This window comes from Pseudomonas sp. p106 (assembly GCF_003936645.1).
GTDB lineage: Bacteria > Pseudomonadota > Gammaproteobacteria > Pseudomonadales > Pseudomonadaceae > Aquipseudomonas > Aquipseudomonas putida_E.
The window spans coordinates 152244-166049 of record NZ_RHQR01000007.1 but is presented as its reverse complement, the minus strand read 5'-3'; the positions used below and the strand labels follow the sequence as shown (position 1 = coordinate 166049).

The window sequence follows — 13806 nt, the reverse complement described above, 5'->3', positions numbered from 1 at the left end:
ACCACCGCCAAGCCCTGGTCCCTGGATCTGTGACAACCGACCGGGCCGCACAGCGGCCCCTTACGGAATTCGTACATAACCCGCCGATAGCCCCACCACCTCGACCCCCTGCGCTACCGCGACACCTGCCGTGACCGGTACCTTGCGCCCCTGTCGATCGCCCGTAGCCCGGTAGACCACGTAAGCCTGCCCCGCCTCATCCACCTGCAGCGCCTCTGCCGGTACCGCAATGCCCTGCTCCGTTCTGTGCGCGATCACTGTCAACTGCGCCGTCATCCCAAGGCGCAACAACGGTGTCGACGGCTCCCTCGGCATCTCCAAGGCCACCCGTACGTCGTACCAGGCCCCCTGCCCTTCATCGTTCCTGGCCTGAAGGGCAACGCGTTGCACCTGGCCGGCAAGTGGCTGACCGGCGATGATGACCTCGACCTCCAGCCCTTCGCGCAGCCTGTCCAGATCATGCTCCTGGACTGCGGCAAGCACCTGCAGCTGGCTCAGGTCGACCAGCGTCAGCAATGGCGCACCCTGGCTCACCTGCTGGCCCGCTTGCAGGTGCCGTGAGGCACCGCCCCCAGCGTTGTCGGCACGCACCACCAAGGCCGCAAAAGGCGCCCTGACCACCCTGCGCTCACGCTGGGCCAGCATCGCCTGCCAGCGGGCGTGGGTATTAGCCAGCGCCATCTGTGCAATGCGCAGCTCATCGCCTCGCCCGCGTTCGCGCACCAGGCTCAGCTCCTGTTCGGCATCTTGCAGTGCCTCGCGCTGAGCGACTACCTGCTGCGCCAGGCTGTCGACCTCGATGCGGGCGACGATCCCCCGCTCGAACAGGCGTCGTGTGTCTGCCAGCGCGCCCTCGCTGGCTGCCAAAGCCCCCCGGGCGCCGAACATCGCGCGGCGCGCACGGGCCACCTGCGGCCCGGTTTGCCAACCCTGCAGCAGGCGCACGCTTGTCCGCGCCTTGAGCCACTCGGCCTCGGCCTGGCGTATCTGCACATCCAGTTGTGCGGTATCGAGCCTGAACAGTGGCTGGCCTGGCGCCACCCGCTGCCCTGGCTCCACCTCCACTTCGGCGACCACCCCGTCGAATGGCGCAGCCTGGATCTGCTGGCGGACCGCCTGGACCCTGCCGACCAGGCCCACCCGGCTTTCCAGCCGCTGCGGCTCAACCCACAACCAGCGCGCCGCGACATCCTGCCCCTGGCTAGCAGGCCAGGCTTGCCACAGGAGCCACGCTGCCGGCCACGCCAGCAGCCACAACAGCAACCGCCATCTAATCATTGAGCGCCACAGCCCAGCTTTCCAGCGTGGTACCCAGTGTCCGGTCGAGTTCAGCCTGGCCATTGAGGTAGGCAATTCTGGCATCCAGTTCGACGCTCTGTGCATGGCGCAAATCGCTCTCGAAGCTGAGCACCTGGAAATTGCTCGAGCGTCCGACGGCAAGTTTTTCCTGTTCTATCTCCAGCTTGCGCCGCGATAGCGCCAGCGCCCGTGCGGCAATTTCCAGCTGGCGCCAACGCACCTGGGAATCGCGCACTGCAGTCAACACATCGCGCTGGAGTTGCTGGCGCGCCTCGGCCAGGCTGACCTGCTGCCTTTCGACCGCCACGCGGGCACGTACCTCGGCCTGACGCCGGCTCAGGTCTCCAAGCGGTATTTCCAGCTCCAGCCCTACATAGTGCTCCCAGCCGGCCTGGTTGCCAGGGCGCTGGCGCGTCTGGCTGGCCCCGCCGACCAGCGACACGTCCCACCATTGCTCATTGCGTGCCACCTGCAGCTCAATCAACGCCTGCTCACCCGTGATCACCTGCATCAGATACGCAGGCTGCAGCGCTTCGGCTTGGGTCAGTGCCTGCGCAGTATCGACCTGCAAGCGCTGGACGTGGACCTTTTCCACTGCTCGCAAAGGGGTGGCCAGGTCCACTGCCAACACCTGGGCCAACGCCAGCCGGCTTGCGTGGAGCTGATTACGGCTGCTTTCGAGCGCCAACTCCTGCCCAGCCACCTCGGCTTCGGCCTGAACCTTGTCGAATGCGGCCATGCGCCCGGCAGCGATCAGCGCCTGGTTCACCTCTACCAACTGCTGCGCCCGGGCCAGCGCCTGCTGGGCAATGTGCAACTGCTCCTGGGCGTGAAGCAGTTCGCGATAGTGCAGGATGGTACGCGTGATCACTTCAGCCACGCGGTCTTTGAGCACCAGCCGGTTTAGTTGCTCGGCCAGCAGCGCCTGGCGTAGCGGTGCACTGGCCACCTCGCGCCCGGCACCGCGCAGCAGCGGCTGTATCACCATCAGGTTGGCGCCATCACGGTAATGTACGCCAGCCCTGTCGGCGCGTGTCTGGCCGTACGCCCAGTCCAGGCTCAGCCGTGTACCGTAGGGCGTGAGCAGGCTCGCCGCCGGAGCGAGCTGGACTTCGCGGTAGTGGTCATCACTGTTGCGATTGCCAAGGTAGCGTGCCTTGAGTGACAGCTGCGGGGCATAGTGATCACGCGCCACGCGCAGGTCGAATTTCTGCGCGATGCGCTCAAGATAAGCACTGCGGACGGCGCGGTTGTCGCGCAGGGCCAAGGCAACGGCATCGGCCAGCTCCAGCGATACCTCGGCGCCCCCGCTGGCCGCCCAGGCAGTGGCCGACACCGCAAAGCCGTGGTCCGAACGCGGCAGCTGCAGCGGATCAGCAGCCAGTACGGCACCGCCCAGCAGCGCCAAGCACAGAAAAACGAGCCATCTAGTCATCGCGCAACGCCAATACAGGTTGCAGGTGCGCCGCCGCCAGTGCCGGTTGCAAGCCGAAGAAAAGGCCGAGCGCCAACGCGCTGCCCATGCCCAGCGCTATCGATGACGCATCCAGCGCATAGCGCCAGCCTGACACCAGGGCAAAGCCCCAGCTCGCCGCTAGCCCCACCAGTGTTCCGAGCAACGCTCCGCCAACCGCCAGCAACAGCGCTTCGAGCAGGAACAACCAGGCAATATCGCGGGTGCGTGCGCCCAGCGCCAAGCGCACGCCGATCTCGCGACGGCGCTGCGCTACGCTCATCAGCATCACATTCATCACCCCGACCCCACCCAACAGCAATGCGATACCGGCGAACCCGGCGAGCACCCACGTGAACATCCGTGACTGGTTGGCCATCCCTTCCAGCAGCTGCTGTGGCAGTTGCACGTCGACCTCGTAACCTGGCAATCGTGCAGCCAGGTAGTTAGTCAGCGCCTGCGCCGTGCCCGTCAACACCGCGACATCATGCCCGCGTGCAAGCACCGTCCCCACCTCGGGCGCAGCGCCCAGGCGGCGCATACCCGGCAAGGGCATCAGCAGAACATCGTCGACCTGTATTGGCAGCATCGGGTTGTAACCCCGCTGCGCAAGCACGCCAACCACCTCGAACAGGTAGCGGCCCGACTGCAGACGATCGCCCGCACGCGCACCCAGTTGCCGGGCCAGCGTAGCCCCCAGCAATACATGCGTGGTGTCATCGTCGTAGGCGGACAACAAGCGGCCCTGGCTGGCTTGCAGGTCCAGCACTTGCGCCAGTTGCAGCGTGCTTGCGCCGACCAGGGTCTCATGGCGCTTGCTTGCCAATTGCACTGTGGCTACAGAAACCAGCAATGGCGCAGCGGCGCGAACGGACGCTGGCAGTACTGACAGGTCAAGTGCCACGGGTGCTGCAACTTCAGCGGGGCGTTGCAGATTGGCGACCAGCAGTTCACTGCCCATGCCTCGATACAGCTGCCGAGCATGCTGCGTGGCGCTGTGGCCGATATTGAGCAAGGCCACCAGCGCAGCGCACCCCACAGCGATGCCGATCAGCGCCAGCCAGGCGCGGGGGCCTGCCTGACGCAAGCTGGCCAACGCCTCGCTCAAGCGCTGCGGCCACGAAGGGCCATAGGCCTCAGGCATCAAAGGCCCCACCGTTGCGCACCTCGATGCAACGGTCCATGCGCCGCGCCATGGCAGGGTCGTGGGTGACCATCAGCAAGGTCACGCCCCGCTCACGATTGAGCGCCAGTAACAGCGCTGCGATACCCTCGGCCGTGGCGCCATCGAGATTACCGGTCGGCTCATCGGCCAGCAGCAACGCAGGCTCCGTGACCAGCGCCCGGGCGATGGCGACCCGTTGCCGCTGGCCACCGGACAAGTCGGCAGGCAGGTGCTGCGCCCACTGACCTAGCCCGACCGCCTCCAGTTGCTGCTGTGCCGCCTGGCGTGCCGCTACCCGCCCGATGCCTCGGTAACTCAACGGCAAAGCGACGTTGTCCAGCGCAGTCAGGCGCGGCAGCAGGTTGAAGCTCTGGAAGATGAAACCCAGCAGGCGATTACGCATGATTGCGCGCTGGTCGGCGGTGGCGGCGGTCATGTCCCGGCCAGCCAGCACTATCTGGCCACGGCAAGGCTGGTCGAGCAGGCCGATCAGGTTGAGCAAGGTACTTTTGCCCGAGCCGGAAGGGCCGATGATGGCGCAGGTCTGGCCGCAGGGGATGGACAAAGAGACATCTCGCAGGACTGGCTGGCAGCCCAGAATGCGCGCGATACCGTTCACGCAGACTATCGGGTTCATGCCTTGCCCCCCCCATTCTCACCCTGAAATGCAGCGTCGCTCTGCGAGTCGAGTGCTTTCGCTTGATCGCTTCGTGCCGATTTCCACTCCTTTGCCAGCATGTCGATCAACGAAGTATCAAACTCCGGCTGCGGCACTTCATGCTGCGACAACTGCATCATGATATCGGCCTCATAGTTCCCATATTCGGCAACTTCAATGGGCGGTAGAGCATTATAAAAGTCCAGAATCTCATGCAACCCTTCATCAATTCGGCCCGTTCGCTGATATTCAGCATTCATCTTGCCGCTTATTGATTGTGCCCACTGGTTATGCTGGTCTGTTTTTTCGAACATTGCAGCACGCCGCTCACTCACCGTGAAAGCCCCGCTTTCATCGTAAATGATCAGGCTTAGCTGCTCGCGACTAAAACCCTTGAATGGGTTGCTACCTTTGCCACTTGCAAAATCATTGGCTTGGCGCGCACGCGCCAGCAACTCGGCATTATCCGTATCCGGTAGCTGTGAATCATAAAAGTCTTTCGCCAAGGAATATGAAAGCCCTCCCAACCGGTCAAGAATGCTGGCTGCAAGGTCTGCCAGCTCACTACGGGAGAGCTGGCTATCACGCAACGCCGCACGCTCGGCAGCAGCGCTCAACTGTTTAGCCAGGCTCGAAATTTTTTCTTCGCCATTCCCCGTTTTGCTGTCTATTTTCTGCGCGTCTACAAGGTCAGACTCCTCTACACGCCTGACAGTTAGAGCCGTGCCAACCTGGCTTTTATATACCCCACGACCATTGACTCCATCCATATACATAACTCCTGCTGCTGATGCAGCACCCACCTTTCGCACAAATACTTCAATTACACTTCGCCGGCGCATACCGGCAAAGTGCAGACGTTGAGAAGCAGACTGAAACGCCACTCACCTCATCGTGAATTCAACTTTCCATGCGAAGTCAGCGGATGTACTCGTAATAGTCGCCGTGCACGTTGCCCCGCCACTTGGCGTTGCAGTTTTGGTCCACTGGGGCTGCTTGATTCCCCCCGGTAACATACGCATCTGAAATGTGGTGCCAAAAGCACACGTCTTGCTGCCAATGGTGTAGCGCACCATCGCACCATTTACGTCCGGGCTTACCAACCGCTGCACGCGCATGAAGGTGGAAGATGAGGCTGGAATCGTATTGGAGGGTTTAGGGTTGGCGATCTGATAGCTACTGGTCTCATTTGAGGTCACCAGTTTCATGACTGCGGGCTGAGCGCCGAGATTTTTGATGGTCACCTCAACCGGCGGCCCCGCCTGCGCCAGGCCGGCAGCAAGCAGCGATACGGTGGCAAGCACAATCTGCGATGTCTTTTTCATTAGCGTGATCTCGTCTCTTCCATGTGATTAAGGATGAGACGCCCCTGATGGCCAGTGGCCTCAGGCTGCCCAAGACGCTCCGTCGTTCATGGACAGCTCCGAATAGGGGCGTCCAAGGGTGTTAACGACCAGCCCCGGAAAAACCTTAGCTTTCGCATGGCTTTGAATATTTCTGAATGTGAACCCGCACCACACTGAAGCAGGGATCACGCAGCCACCATGCCAACAAACCAGCGCCAAAAAATCGGCATACGAGCCGTTATCGCAAACCGTCATAAGCCCATTCGTAGTTTTTTGACGAATTTTGAAAAAAATTTTTCGGTGCTGGCACAAAAATATCTCACCCGGATTTCGCCCTTTATATACAGGGGTGCGCCTGAGGCGTGCTATCAGTTTGAAAGTATTCGCCACTGAAGAATTATTTAGAAATCTTTCATCGAGGCGAAACCCACCCAGGAACTTCTTCTGTGACGCATCGCTCATAGTGCCGTAACGAATTTCATGCCTGTGCGGTGTGAGAGATGACTTACAGATGACAAGCAGCCGCGAACCAATAGCGGCTCCGAAACTTTTAACAGATGCCACGGGTACTCCCGTAGGCCCTGCCCAGCAGGAGAGACGCGCCCCTAAAGAATCGTCCTAGTGGTTGATTTCAAAGGATTTTTCCACTTGAAAGAACAAGCACAGCAACGCGCCAAGTAGCGCTTTGCAATAAAGACGGCTGCATTTCAGGGCACGCCTATTAATTACTGGCCTTTGACTGCCAACTTTGAGTGCACAACGTTGTGCGCTCCGGATTTATTCATGCCTGCGCTCGGTGAAGTGTGCATTCGCCATGGGATCCGTGCGCCCTAAAACTGTTGTTAATCAACCCGGTCCGGCTCTTCCCGGAAGAGCTGGCGTGATAAACACATGAGGTGATAGCGATGCGTATCAGCATCTTTGGTTTGGGTTATGTGGGTGCGGTCTGTGCAGGCTGCCTGACGGCGCGAGGCCATGACGTGATTGGTGTGGACGTGTCCAGCACCAAGATCGACCTGATCAACCAGGGCAAGTCGCCCATCGTCGAACCTGGCCTGGAAGCACTGCTGCAGCAGGGCATCGCCAACGGCCGCCTGCGTGGCACCACCGACTTCGCCGAGGCCATCCGCGCCAGCGACGTGTCGATGATCTGCGTCGGTACCCCAAGCAAGAAAAATGGCGACCTGGGCCTGGAATACATCGAGTCGGTCTGCCGCGAAATCGGCTACGTCCTGCGTGACACCACTCGCCGCCACACCATCGTGGTGCGCAGCACCGTGCTGCCAGGCACGGTCAAGAACGTGGTCATCCCGATTCTCGAAGACTGCTCGGGCAAGAAAGCCGGCGTCGACTTCGGCGTCGCGGTCAACCCCGAGTTCCTGCGTGAAAGCACCGCGATCAAGGATTATGACCACCCACCGATGACTGTCATCGGCGAACTGGACAGCGCCAGCGGCGACGTCCTGCAAAGCCTGTACGAAGAACTCGATGCACCGGTCATCCGCAAGCCGATCGAAGTCGCCGAGATGATCAAGTACACCTGCAACGTCTGGCACGCCACCAAGGTCACCTTCGCCAACGAAATCGGCAACATCGCCAAGGCGGTCGGCGTCGATGGCCGCGACGTGATGGACGTGGTCTGCCAGGACAAGGTGCTGAACCTGTCGCAGTACTACATGCGCCCTGGCTTCGCCTTCGGCGGCTCGTGCCTGCCCAAGGACGTGCGCGCCCTCACCTACCGTGCCGCCAGCCTCGACGTACGGGCGCCACTGCTCGACTCGCTGATGCGCAGCAACGAATCGCAGGTGCAGAACGCCTTCGAACTGATCGAAGCCCACGACAAGCGCAAGGTCGCCTTGCTGGGCCTGAGCTTCAAGGCCGGTACCGACGACCTGCGTGAAAGCCCGCTGGTGGAGTTGGCCGAGCGCCTGATCGGCAAAGGCTACCAACTGGACATCTACGACGAGAACGTCGAGTACGCCCGTGTTCACGGCGCGAACAAAGAGTACATCGAGTCGAAGATCCCGCACGTCTCGTCGCTGCTCAACGCCAACTTCCAGAAGGTCATCGACAACGCCGACATCATCGTCCTGGGCAACCGTGACGAGCAGTTCCGCGCCCTGGCCGAACAAGCGCCAGAAGGCAAGCAAGTGATCGACCTGGTCGGTTTCATGAACAAACCGACCTGCAACACCAGCCGTACCGAAGGCATCTGCTGGTAAGCCAGCAGCCAGGCAGCGCAGGCCTCCTGCGCTGCCCTTTTCCCAGAATTCTCGACGGATGCTGAACATGCAAAGGCTACAGACAGTGCTGCTGCAGTGCGCCGGTTGGCTGCTCTACATGAGCCTGCTCATGTTGATCGCCCTGGCCTTGCCGGCCGAAATCTTCGACTCACAGTCCAAGCACTTCATCTTCCTGGTCGGCGCAGTCGGCATCTGGCGCTACTCCATGGGCGCCACCCATTTCATTCGCGGCATGATCTTCCTATACGGCGTGTACCCCTACCTGCGCCGCAAGGTGCAGAAGATGGGCAGCGCGGCCGACCCGTCGCACGTGTACCTGATGGTCACCAGCTTTCGCATCGAAGCGTTGACCACTGCCCAGGTGTACAGCTCGGTGATCCGTGAAGCGATCGATTGCGGCTTCCCCACCACCGTGGTCTGTTCGCTGGTGGAAATGTCCGATGAACTGCTGGTAAAGAGCCTGTGGGCCAAATACAACCCGCCCGCCCACGTGAAGCTGGACATCGTGCGCATCGCCGGGACCGGCAAGCGTGATGGCCTGGCGTACGGCTTTCGCGCCATCTCGCGGATGCTGCCGGATGAGAACGCCGTTGTCGCGGTGATCGACGGCGACACCGTGCTGGCCGAAGGCGTGGTTCGCAAGACCGTACCGTGGTTCAAGCTGTACCCGAACGTCGGTGGCCTGACCACCAACGAGTTCTGCGAAGTGCGCGGTGGCTACATCATGAGCGAGTGGCACAAGCTGCGCTTCGCCCAGCGCCACATCAACATGTGCTCGATGGCCCTGAGCAAGCGCGTGCTGACCATGACCGGGCGCATGTCGATGTTCCGTGCCAGCGTGGTGACCAACCCCGAGTTCATCGCCGACGTCGAAAGCGACTCGCTGATGCACTGGCGCCTGGGCCGCTTCAAGTTCCTCACCGGGGACGACAAGTCCAGCTGGTTCAGCCTGATGCGCCTTGGCTACGACACCTTCTACGTGCCGGACGCCGCCATCAACACGGTCGAGCACCCGCCGGAGAAGAGCTTCCTCAAGGCCAGCCGCAAGCTGATGTACCGCTGGTACGGCAACAACCTGCGGCAGAACTCCCGCGCGCTGGGCTTGGGCATGCGCCGCCTGGGGCTGTTCACCAGCATCGTGCTGTTCGATCAGCGCGTGTCGATGTGGACCAGCCTTTTGGGCCTGACCGTGGCCGTGATCGCCAGCCTCAAGTTCGGCCTCGGCTTCCTGCTGGTGTACCTGCTGTGGATCGGCATCACCCGCCTGATCCTCACCATCATGCTGCTGTGCTCGGGGCACAACGTCGGCCCGGCCTATCCGCTGATCCTCTATTACAACCAGATCGTCGGCGCACTGATGAAGATCTACGTGTTCTTCCGCCTCGACAAGCAGTCCTGGACCCGTCAACCGACTGCCCTGAAACGCGACCTCGCCAGTTTTCAACAATGGTTCAACACCTGGTCCTCGCGGACCATGACCTTCTCGGCTGCCAGCATCTTCGTCGCTGTGCTGTTCATGGTCGTGTGAGCCCAACCCGGATCGGAACTAACAGGAACAAACCACCATGAATACCGCCGTGAACGTCAATGTCGTGCATGAGTCCGAAGCCCAGCGCCAGCACGCCCGGGTGCGCATCCCGGCCAAGCTGCGCTACCTGGATGGCGAACGCCAGACCCATGAGGTGAAGGTCGAAGACCTGTCCGCTGGCGGCTTGAGTTTTTACGCCAAGCAGCCGCTGCAGGTCGGCCAGGTACTGCGCGGGCGCTTGCAGTTCGTGGTCGACAACCTGGGCCTGTCGATGGACATCGAGTTTCAGGTGCGCTCCTGCAACCCGAGCGATGGCCGCACCGGTGCGCAGTTCCAGAACCTCGAACCCCGCGACATCGCCACCCTGCGCCACATCATCACCAGCCACCTTTCGGGTGAACTGATCAGCGTCGGCGACGTGCTCAGCACCCTGCAGCGCGACAACTTCACCAAGGCGCGCAAACAGAAGGACGGCGGCTCTGGCCTGTCCGCTTTCGGCCGCCTCAAGGCAGTGACCGTGACCCTCGGGGTGTTCGTCGTTGGTGTAGCCGCCTTCGGCTTCGTCGCCAAATCGCTGTACGGCATGTACTTCGTCAGCCACGCCGAAGCCGGCGTGGTCGCGGTGCCGACCACCAATATCACCATGCCGCGTGACGGCACCGTCAACAGCCTGGTCGAGCCTGGTGGCATGGTGGTCAAGGGCGCGCCGCTGGCAAGCTTCAGCACCAGCATGCTGGACATGCTCAAAGGCCACCTGGACGACTCGCAGCTGGAGCCGGCCAAGGTCGAGGAACTGTTCGGCAAGCAACTCTCCGGCACCCTCACCAGCCCCTGCGATTGCGTAGTTGCCCGCCAGCTGGTGGACGATGGCCAGTACGCCGCCAAGGGCCAGCCGATCTTCCAGCTGATCCCGCGTACCAGCAACCCGATGGTCGAGGCACGCTTCAGCTACCGCCAGTTCGACGAAGTCAAGCCAGGTACCCGCGTCAACTTCCAGGTGGCGGGCGAAACCGAAGTGCGCACCGGCCAGATCGTCAGCAGCGCCAGCCTCGACAGCGAAAACCTGGCCTCCGACATCCGCGTGCAGATCAAACCAGACGGCGGCCTGCCTGCCGAGCTGGCCGGGCGCCCGGCATCGGTCAGCAGCGACCGTGGCCCTTCGCTCAACTGGCTGATCGACAAAGCTGTGGCCCGTGGGCTGTAAGAGGATCAAACGATGATTCCCCACAAGAAAAGCGCAAGCCTGGGCCTCTGTGCCCTGGCCGCGGCGATCGCCCTGGCAGGCTGTGCGGGCCTGCCTGACCAGCGCCTGGCCAACGAAGCCCTCAAGCGCGGTGACACCGCGCTGGCCGAGCGCAACTACAAGGCCCTGGCTGACCTGGGCTACAGCGACGCACAAGTAGGCCTGGCCGATATCAAAGTCGCTACCCGCGACCCTTCGCAGCTCAAGGAAGCTGAGGCCACTTATCGCGCTGCGGCGGCAACCTCGCCACGCGCCCAGGCACGCCTCGGCCGCCTGCTGGTGGCCAAGCCCGACAGCACCCAGGCCGAACGCGAAGAAGCCCAGGCCCTGCTCAAGCTCGCCGCCAAGCAGGGCCAAGGCAATACCCTGATCCCGCTGGCGATGCTCTACCTGACCTACCCGCAGAGTTTCCCCAACATCAATGCCCAGCAGCAGATCGACCAGTGGCGCGCTGCCGGCAACCCGGAAGCGGGCCTGGCCCAGGTGCTGCTGTATCGCACCCAGGGCACCTACGACCAGCACCTGGGTGAAGTCGAGAAGATCTGCAAGGCTGCGCTGAACACCAGCGACATCTGCTATGTCGAGCTGGCCACCGTGTACCAGAAGCGCGGCCAGGCCGACCAGCAAGCCGCCCTGCTCGGCCAGCTCAAGTCCGCCTATGCCCGCGGTGCGGTGCCTGCCACTCGGGTCGACAGCGTTGCCCGTGTACTGGCCGACCGTAGCTTGGGCCAGACTGACGAAAAAACCGCCAAAGCGCTGCTGGAACAGGTCGCCCCGGCCAATCCGGCTTCCTGGGTGAGCCTGGCGCAACTGGTCTACGACTTCCCGGAACTGGGCGACACCGACCAGCTGATGGCCTACATCGACAAGGGCCGCGAAGCCGAACAGCCGCGTGCCGAACTGTTGCTGGGCCGCCTGTACTACGAAGGCAAGACCTTGCCCGCCGATGCCGAAAAGGCCGAACACCACCTGCAGGCAGCTGCCGAGGCCGGCGAAGTCAGCGCCCACTACTACCTTGGCCAGCTGTATCGCCGTGGCTACCTGGGCAACGTCGAGCCGCAAAAGGCCGTCGATCACCTGCTCAGCGCAGCCCGCGGCGGCCAGAACAGTGCCGACTATGCCCTTGCCCAGCTGTTCAGCGAAGGCCATGGCATTCGCCCACAACCTGGCAACGCCTGGGTATTCGCCCAGCTTTCGCAGGCCAACCCGACGCCGCAGTCCACCGAGCTGCTGCAGCAACTCGACCAGCAGCTCACGCCTGACCAGCGCAGCCAGGCACAAAGCCTGCTGACGCAGGAAAAGCAGGCTCGCGGCAGCATGGCCCAAGGCGGCACCCTGGCCCTCGAGGCCCTGCAAGACGACGAAAAAGAAGTAGACGGTGAGGACTCGCTATGACGCTCAATCCCTTCGTGAAAGCCGGCATCGGCCTGAGCTTCGCCCTGCTGTGGTCCTGCCCGACCCTGGCCGACATGACCGCCCAGAAAAACTTCGGCCTGGATGTGAAGATCACCGGCCAGTCGGAAGACGATCGCGACCTGGGCACCCGCTCCGGCGGTGACGTCAACGGCCTGGGCCTTGACCTGCGCCCTTGGGTATACGGCGAGCGCGGCAACTGGAGTGCCTTCGCCATGGGCCAGGCCGTTGCTGCCACAGACACCATCGAAACCGACACCCTGCGCCAGAACGATGACGGCACCACCACCGACACCGGTGACGACAGCCGCCAACCCGACAAAAGCTACCTGGCCATGCGCGAGTTCTGGGTCGGCTACAGCGGCCTCACGGCTTACCCGGGCGAGCAGCTGCGCCTTGGTCGCCAACGCCTGCGCAGCGACGACGGCATGTGGCGCGACACCAACATCGAAGCGTTGAACTGGACCTTCGACACCACCTTGCTCAAGGCTGACCTGGGTGTGGCCCAACGCTTCAGCGAATACCGCACCGACCTGACCGAGCTGGCCCCGGAAGACGAAGACCGTACGCACATCTACGGTAACGTCGCCACGCAGTGGACACCCGGCCACTGGGTCGGCCTGCGCGCCCACCACACCCATGACAGCGGCAGCCTGAAAAGCCCGGGCGAAACCATCGACGCACTGGACAAGACTCGCACCGGCGACCTCACCTGGCTGGGCCTGGAAGCCAACAGCGACGCCTACAACTGGCGCAACGACCACACCGTCAACTACTGGGGCAGCCTGACCTGGCTGACCGGTGATCGCGACAAGCTCAACAGCCAGCTGGTCGGTGACGACCAGGTCGTCGTCGGCAAGCAGAGCGGCGACGTCAACGCCTGGGCCACCGACCTGGGCATCCGCCTGCGCCTGGACCCGAACTGGCAGGTTGGCGCGGCCTATGCCCGCGGCAGCGGCGGTGGTGGCGACGACGGTTCGAGCAACTTCGAGCAGACCGGCCTTGAGAGCAACCGCTCCAACTTCACCGGTACCCGTTCGCGCGTGCACCGCTTCGGCGAGGCCTTCCGCGGCGAGCTGGGCAACCTGCAGGCGGCCACCCTGTTCGCCTCCTGGCAACTGCGCGAGGACTACGACGCCAGCTTCATCTACCACAAGTTCTGGCGTGTCGACGGTTCGCAGAACATCGGCTCCAGCGGCATCAACGCCGCGGTCAACGACAACGGCGTGAGCCGCCCGCTGGTCAACGGCGAGAAAGACCTGGGCCAGGAAATGGACGTGGTCGTCACCAAGTACTTCAAGCAGGGCCTGCTGCCTGCTTCGATGAGCCAGGCGATCGACGAGCCGTCCGCGCTGGTGCGCCTGCGCGCCGGTGTGTTCAAGCCCGGCGATGCCTATGGCAAGGAAGCGGACTCCTACATGCACCGCGCCTTCGTCGACGTGATCTGGCGCTTCTAAG

The 13806-nt window shown here is 62.6% G+C and carries 12 protein-coding genes; 5 read left to right on the top strand and 7 right to left on the bottom strand.

Annotated elements, in window-relative coordinates:
* Positions 1–60: 60 nt before the first annotated feature.
* From EGJ09_RS11450 to EGJ09_RS11420, 7 genes are all read right to left on the bottom strand, one after another.
* Complete coding sequence (locus tag EGJ09_RS11450) at positions 61–1278, bottom strand: efflux RND transporter periplasmic adaptor subunit (RefSeq protein ID WP_158621132.1); 1218 nt, start codon at positions 1276–1278, stop codon at positions 61–63.
* Positions 1271–2734 carry a TolC family protein gene (locus EGJ09_RS11445; protein ID WP_125923864.1) on the bottom strand — a complete coding sequence of 488 codons (1464 nt, stop codon included), beginning with the start codon at positions 2732–2734 and terminating at the stop codon, positions 1271–1273. Before EGJ09_RS11445 ends, EGJ09_RS11450 begins: the two co-directional genes overlap by 8 nt.
* Positions 2727–3896: an ABC transporter permease gene (locus EGJ09_RS11440; RefSeq protein WP_125923863.1), complete on the bottom strand. Its 1170-nt coding sequence runs from the start codon at positions 3894–3896 to the stop codon at positions 2727–2729. Before EGJ09_RS11440 ends, EGJ09_RS11445 begins: the two co-directional genes overlap by 8 nt.
* Positions 3889–4554: an ABC transporter ATP-binding protein gene (locus EGJ09_RS11435; RefSeq protein WP_125923862.1), complete on the bottom strand. Its 666-nt coding sequence runs from the start codon at positions 4552–4554 to the stop codon at positions 3889–3891. The genes EGJ09_RS11440 and EGJ09_RS11435 overlap by 8 nt, the downstream gene beginning before the upstream one ends.
* Positions 4551–5345, bottom strand: a complete 795-nt coding sequence (locus EGJ09_RS11430) for a hypothetical protein (protein ID WP_052750401.1) — start codon at positions 5343–5345, stop codon at positions 4551–4553. Before EGJ09_RS11430 ends, EGJ09_RS11435 begins: the two co-directional genes overlap by 4 nt.
* Before the next feature lie 114 nt (positions 5346–5459).
* Complete coding sequence (locus EGJ09_RS11425; RefSeq protein ID WP_115273619.1) at positions 5460–5900, bottom strand: hypothetical protein; 441 nt, start codon at positions 5898–5900, stop codon at positions 5460–5462.
* A 60-nt stretch (positions 5901–5960) separates the two neighbouring features.
* Positions 5961–6485, bottom strand: coding sequence for a hypothetical protein (locus EGJ09_RS11420; RefSeq protein WP_125923861.1), 525 nt, complete (start codon positions 6483–6485; stop codon positions 5961–5963).
* A gap of 341 nt (positions 6486–6826) precedes the next feature.
* On the opposite strand from EGJ09_RS11420, the gene EGJ09_RS11415 reads away from it, so the two are divergent.
* The 5 genes from EGJ09_RS11415 (at position 6827) to EGJ09_RS11390 (ending at position 13805) form a co-directional block, all read left to right on the top strand.
* Positions 6827–8143, top strand: coding sequence for a nucleotide sugar dehydrogenase (locus EGJ09_RS11415; protein WP_125923860.1), 1317 nt, complete (start codon positions 6827–6829; stop codon positions 8141–8143).
* A gap of 67 nt (positions 8144–8210) precedes the next feature.
* Entirely contained in the window at positions 8211–9692 is a 1482-nt protein-coding gene (gene alg8, locus EGJ09_RS11410) for a mannuronan synthase (protein ID WP_174142263.1), read from the top strand.
* 37 nt (positions 9693–9729) lie between these two features.
* Positions 9730–10896 (top strand): PilZ domain-containing protein, encoded by a 1167-nt coding sequence (locus tag EGJ09_RS11400; RefSeq protein WP_046784818.1) that lies wholly within the window; start codon positions 9730–9732, stop codon positions 10894–10896.
* A 12-nt stretch (positions 10897–10908) separates the two neighbouring features.
* Positions 10909–12330, top strand: coding sequence for an alginate biosynthesis TPR repeat lipoprotein AlgK (algK, locus tag EGJ09_RS11395; RefSeq protein ID WP_119688304.1), 1422 nt, complete (start codon positions 10909–10911; stop codon positions 12328–12330).
* On the top strand, positions 12327–13805 hold the full coding sequence (locus EGJ09_RS11390) for an alginate export family protein (RefSeq protein WP_115273615.1): 1479 nt from the start codon (positions 12327–12329) through the stop codon (positions 13803–13805). The genes algK and EGJ09_RS11390 overlap by 4 nt, the downstream gene beginning before the upstream one ends.
* Position 13806: the final 1 nt, after the last annotated feature.

What these genes read in the sequence shown, in the direction of transcription:
- EGJ09_RS11450 (WP_158621132.1), bottom strand. Translation starts at nt 1,278, where the DNA reads ATGATTAGATGGCGGTTGCTGTTGTGGCTGCTGGCGTGGCCGGCAGCG.
- EGJ09_RS11445 (WP_125923864.1), bottom strand. Translation starts at nt 2,734, where the DNA reads ATGACTAGATGGCTCGTTTTTCTGTGCTTGGCGCTGCTGGGCGGTGCC.
- EGJ09_RS11440 (WP_125923863.1), bottom strand. Translation starts at nt 3,896, where the DNA reads ATGCCTGAGGCCTATGGCCCTTCGTGGCCGCAGCGCTTGAGCGAGGCG.
- EGJ09_RS11435 (WP_125923862.1), bottom strand. Translation starts at nt 4,554, where the DNA reads ATGAACCCGATAGTCTGCGTGAACGGTATCGCGCGCATTCTGGGCTGC.
- EGJ09_RS11430 (WP_052750401.1), bottom strand. Translation starts at nt 5,345, where the DNA reads ATGGATGGAGTCAATGGTCGTGGGGTATATAAAAGCCAGGTTGGCACG.
- EGJ09_RS11425 (WP_115273619.1), bottom strand. Translation starts at nt 5,900, where the DNA reads ATGAAAAAGACATCGCAGATTGTGCTTGCCACCGTATCGCTGCTTGCT.
- EGJ09_RS11415 (WP_125923860.1), top strand. Translation starts at nt 6,827, where the DNA reads ATGCGTATCAGCATCTTTGGTTTGGGTTATGTGGGTGCGGTCTGTGCA.
- alg8 (WP_174142263.1), top strand. Translation starts at nt 8,211, where the DNA reads ATGCAAAGGCTACAGACAGTGCTGCTGCAGTGCGCCGGTTGGCTGCTC.
- EGJ09_RS11400 (WP_046784818.1), top strand. Translation starts at nt 9,730, where the DNA reads ATGAATACCGCCGTGAACGTCAATGTCGTGCATGAGTCCGAAGCCCAG.
- algK (WP_119688304.1), top strand. Translation starts at nt 10,909, where the DNA reads ATGATTCCCCACAAGAAAAGCGCAAGCCTGGGCCTCTGTGCCCTGGCC.
- EGJ09_RS11390 (WP_115273615.1), top strand. Translation starts at nt 12,327, where the DNA reads ATGACGCTCAATCCCTTCGTGAAAGCCGGCATCGGCCTGAGCTTCGCC.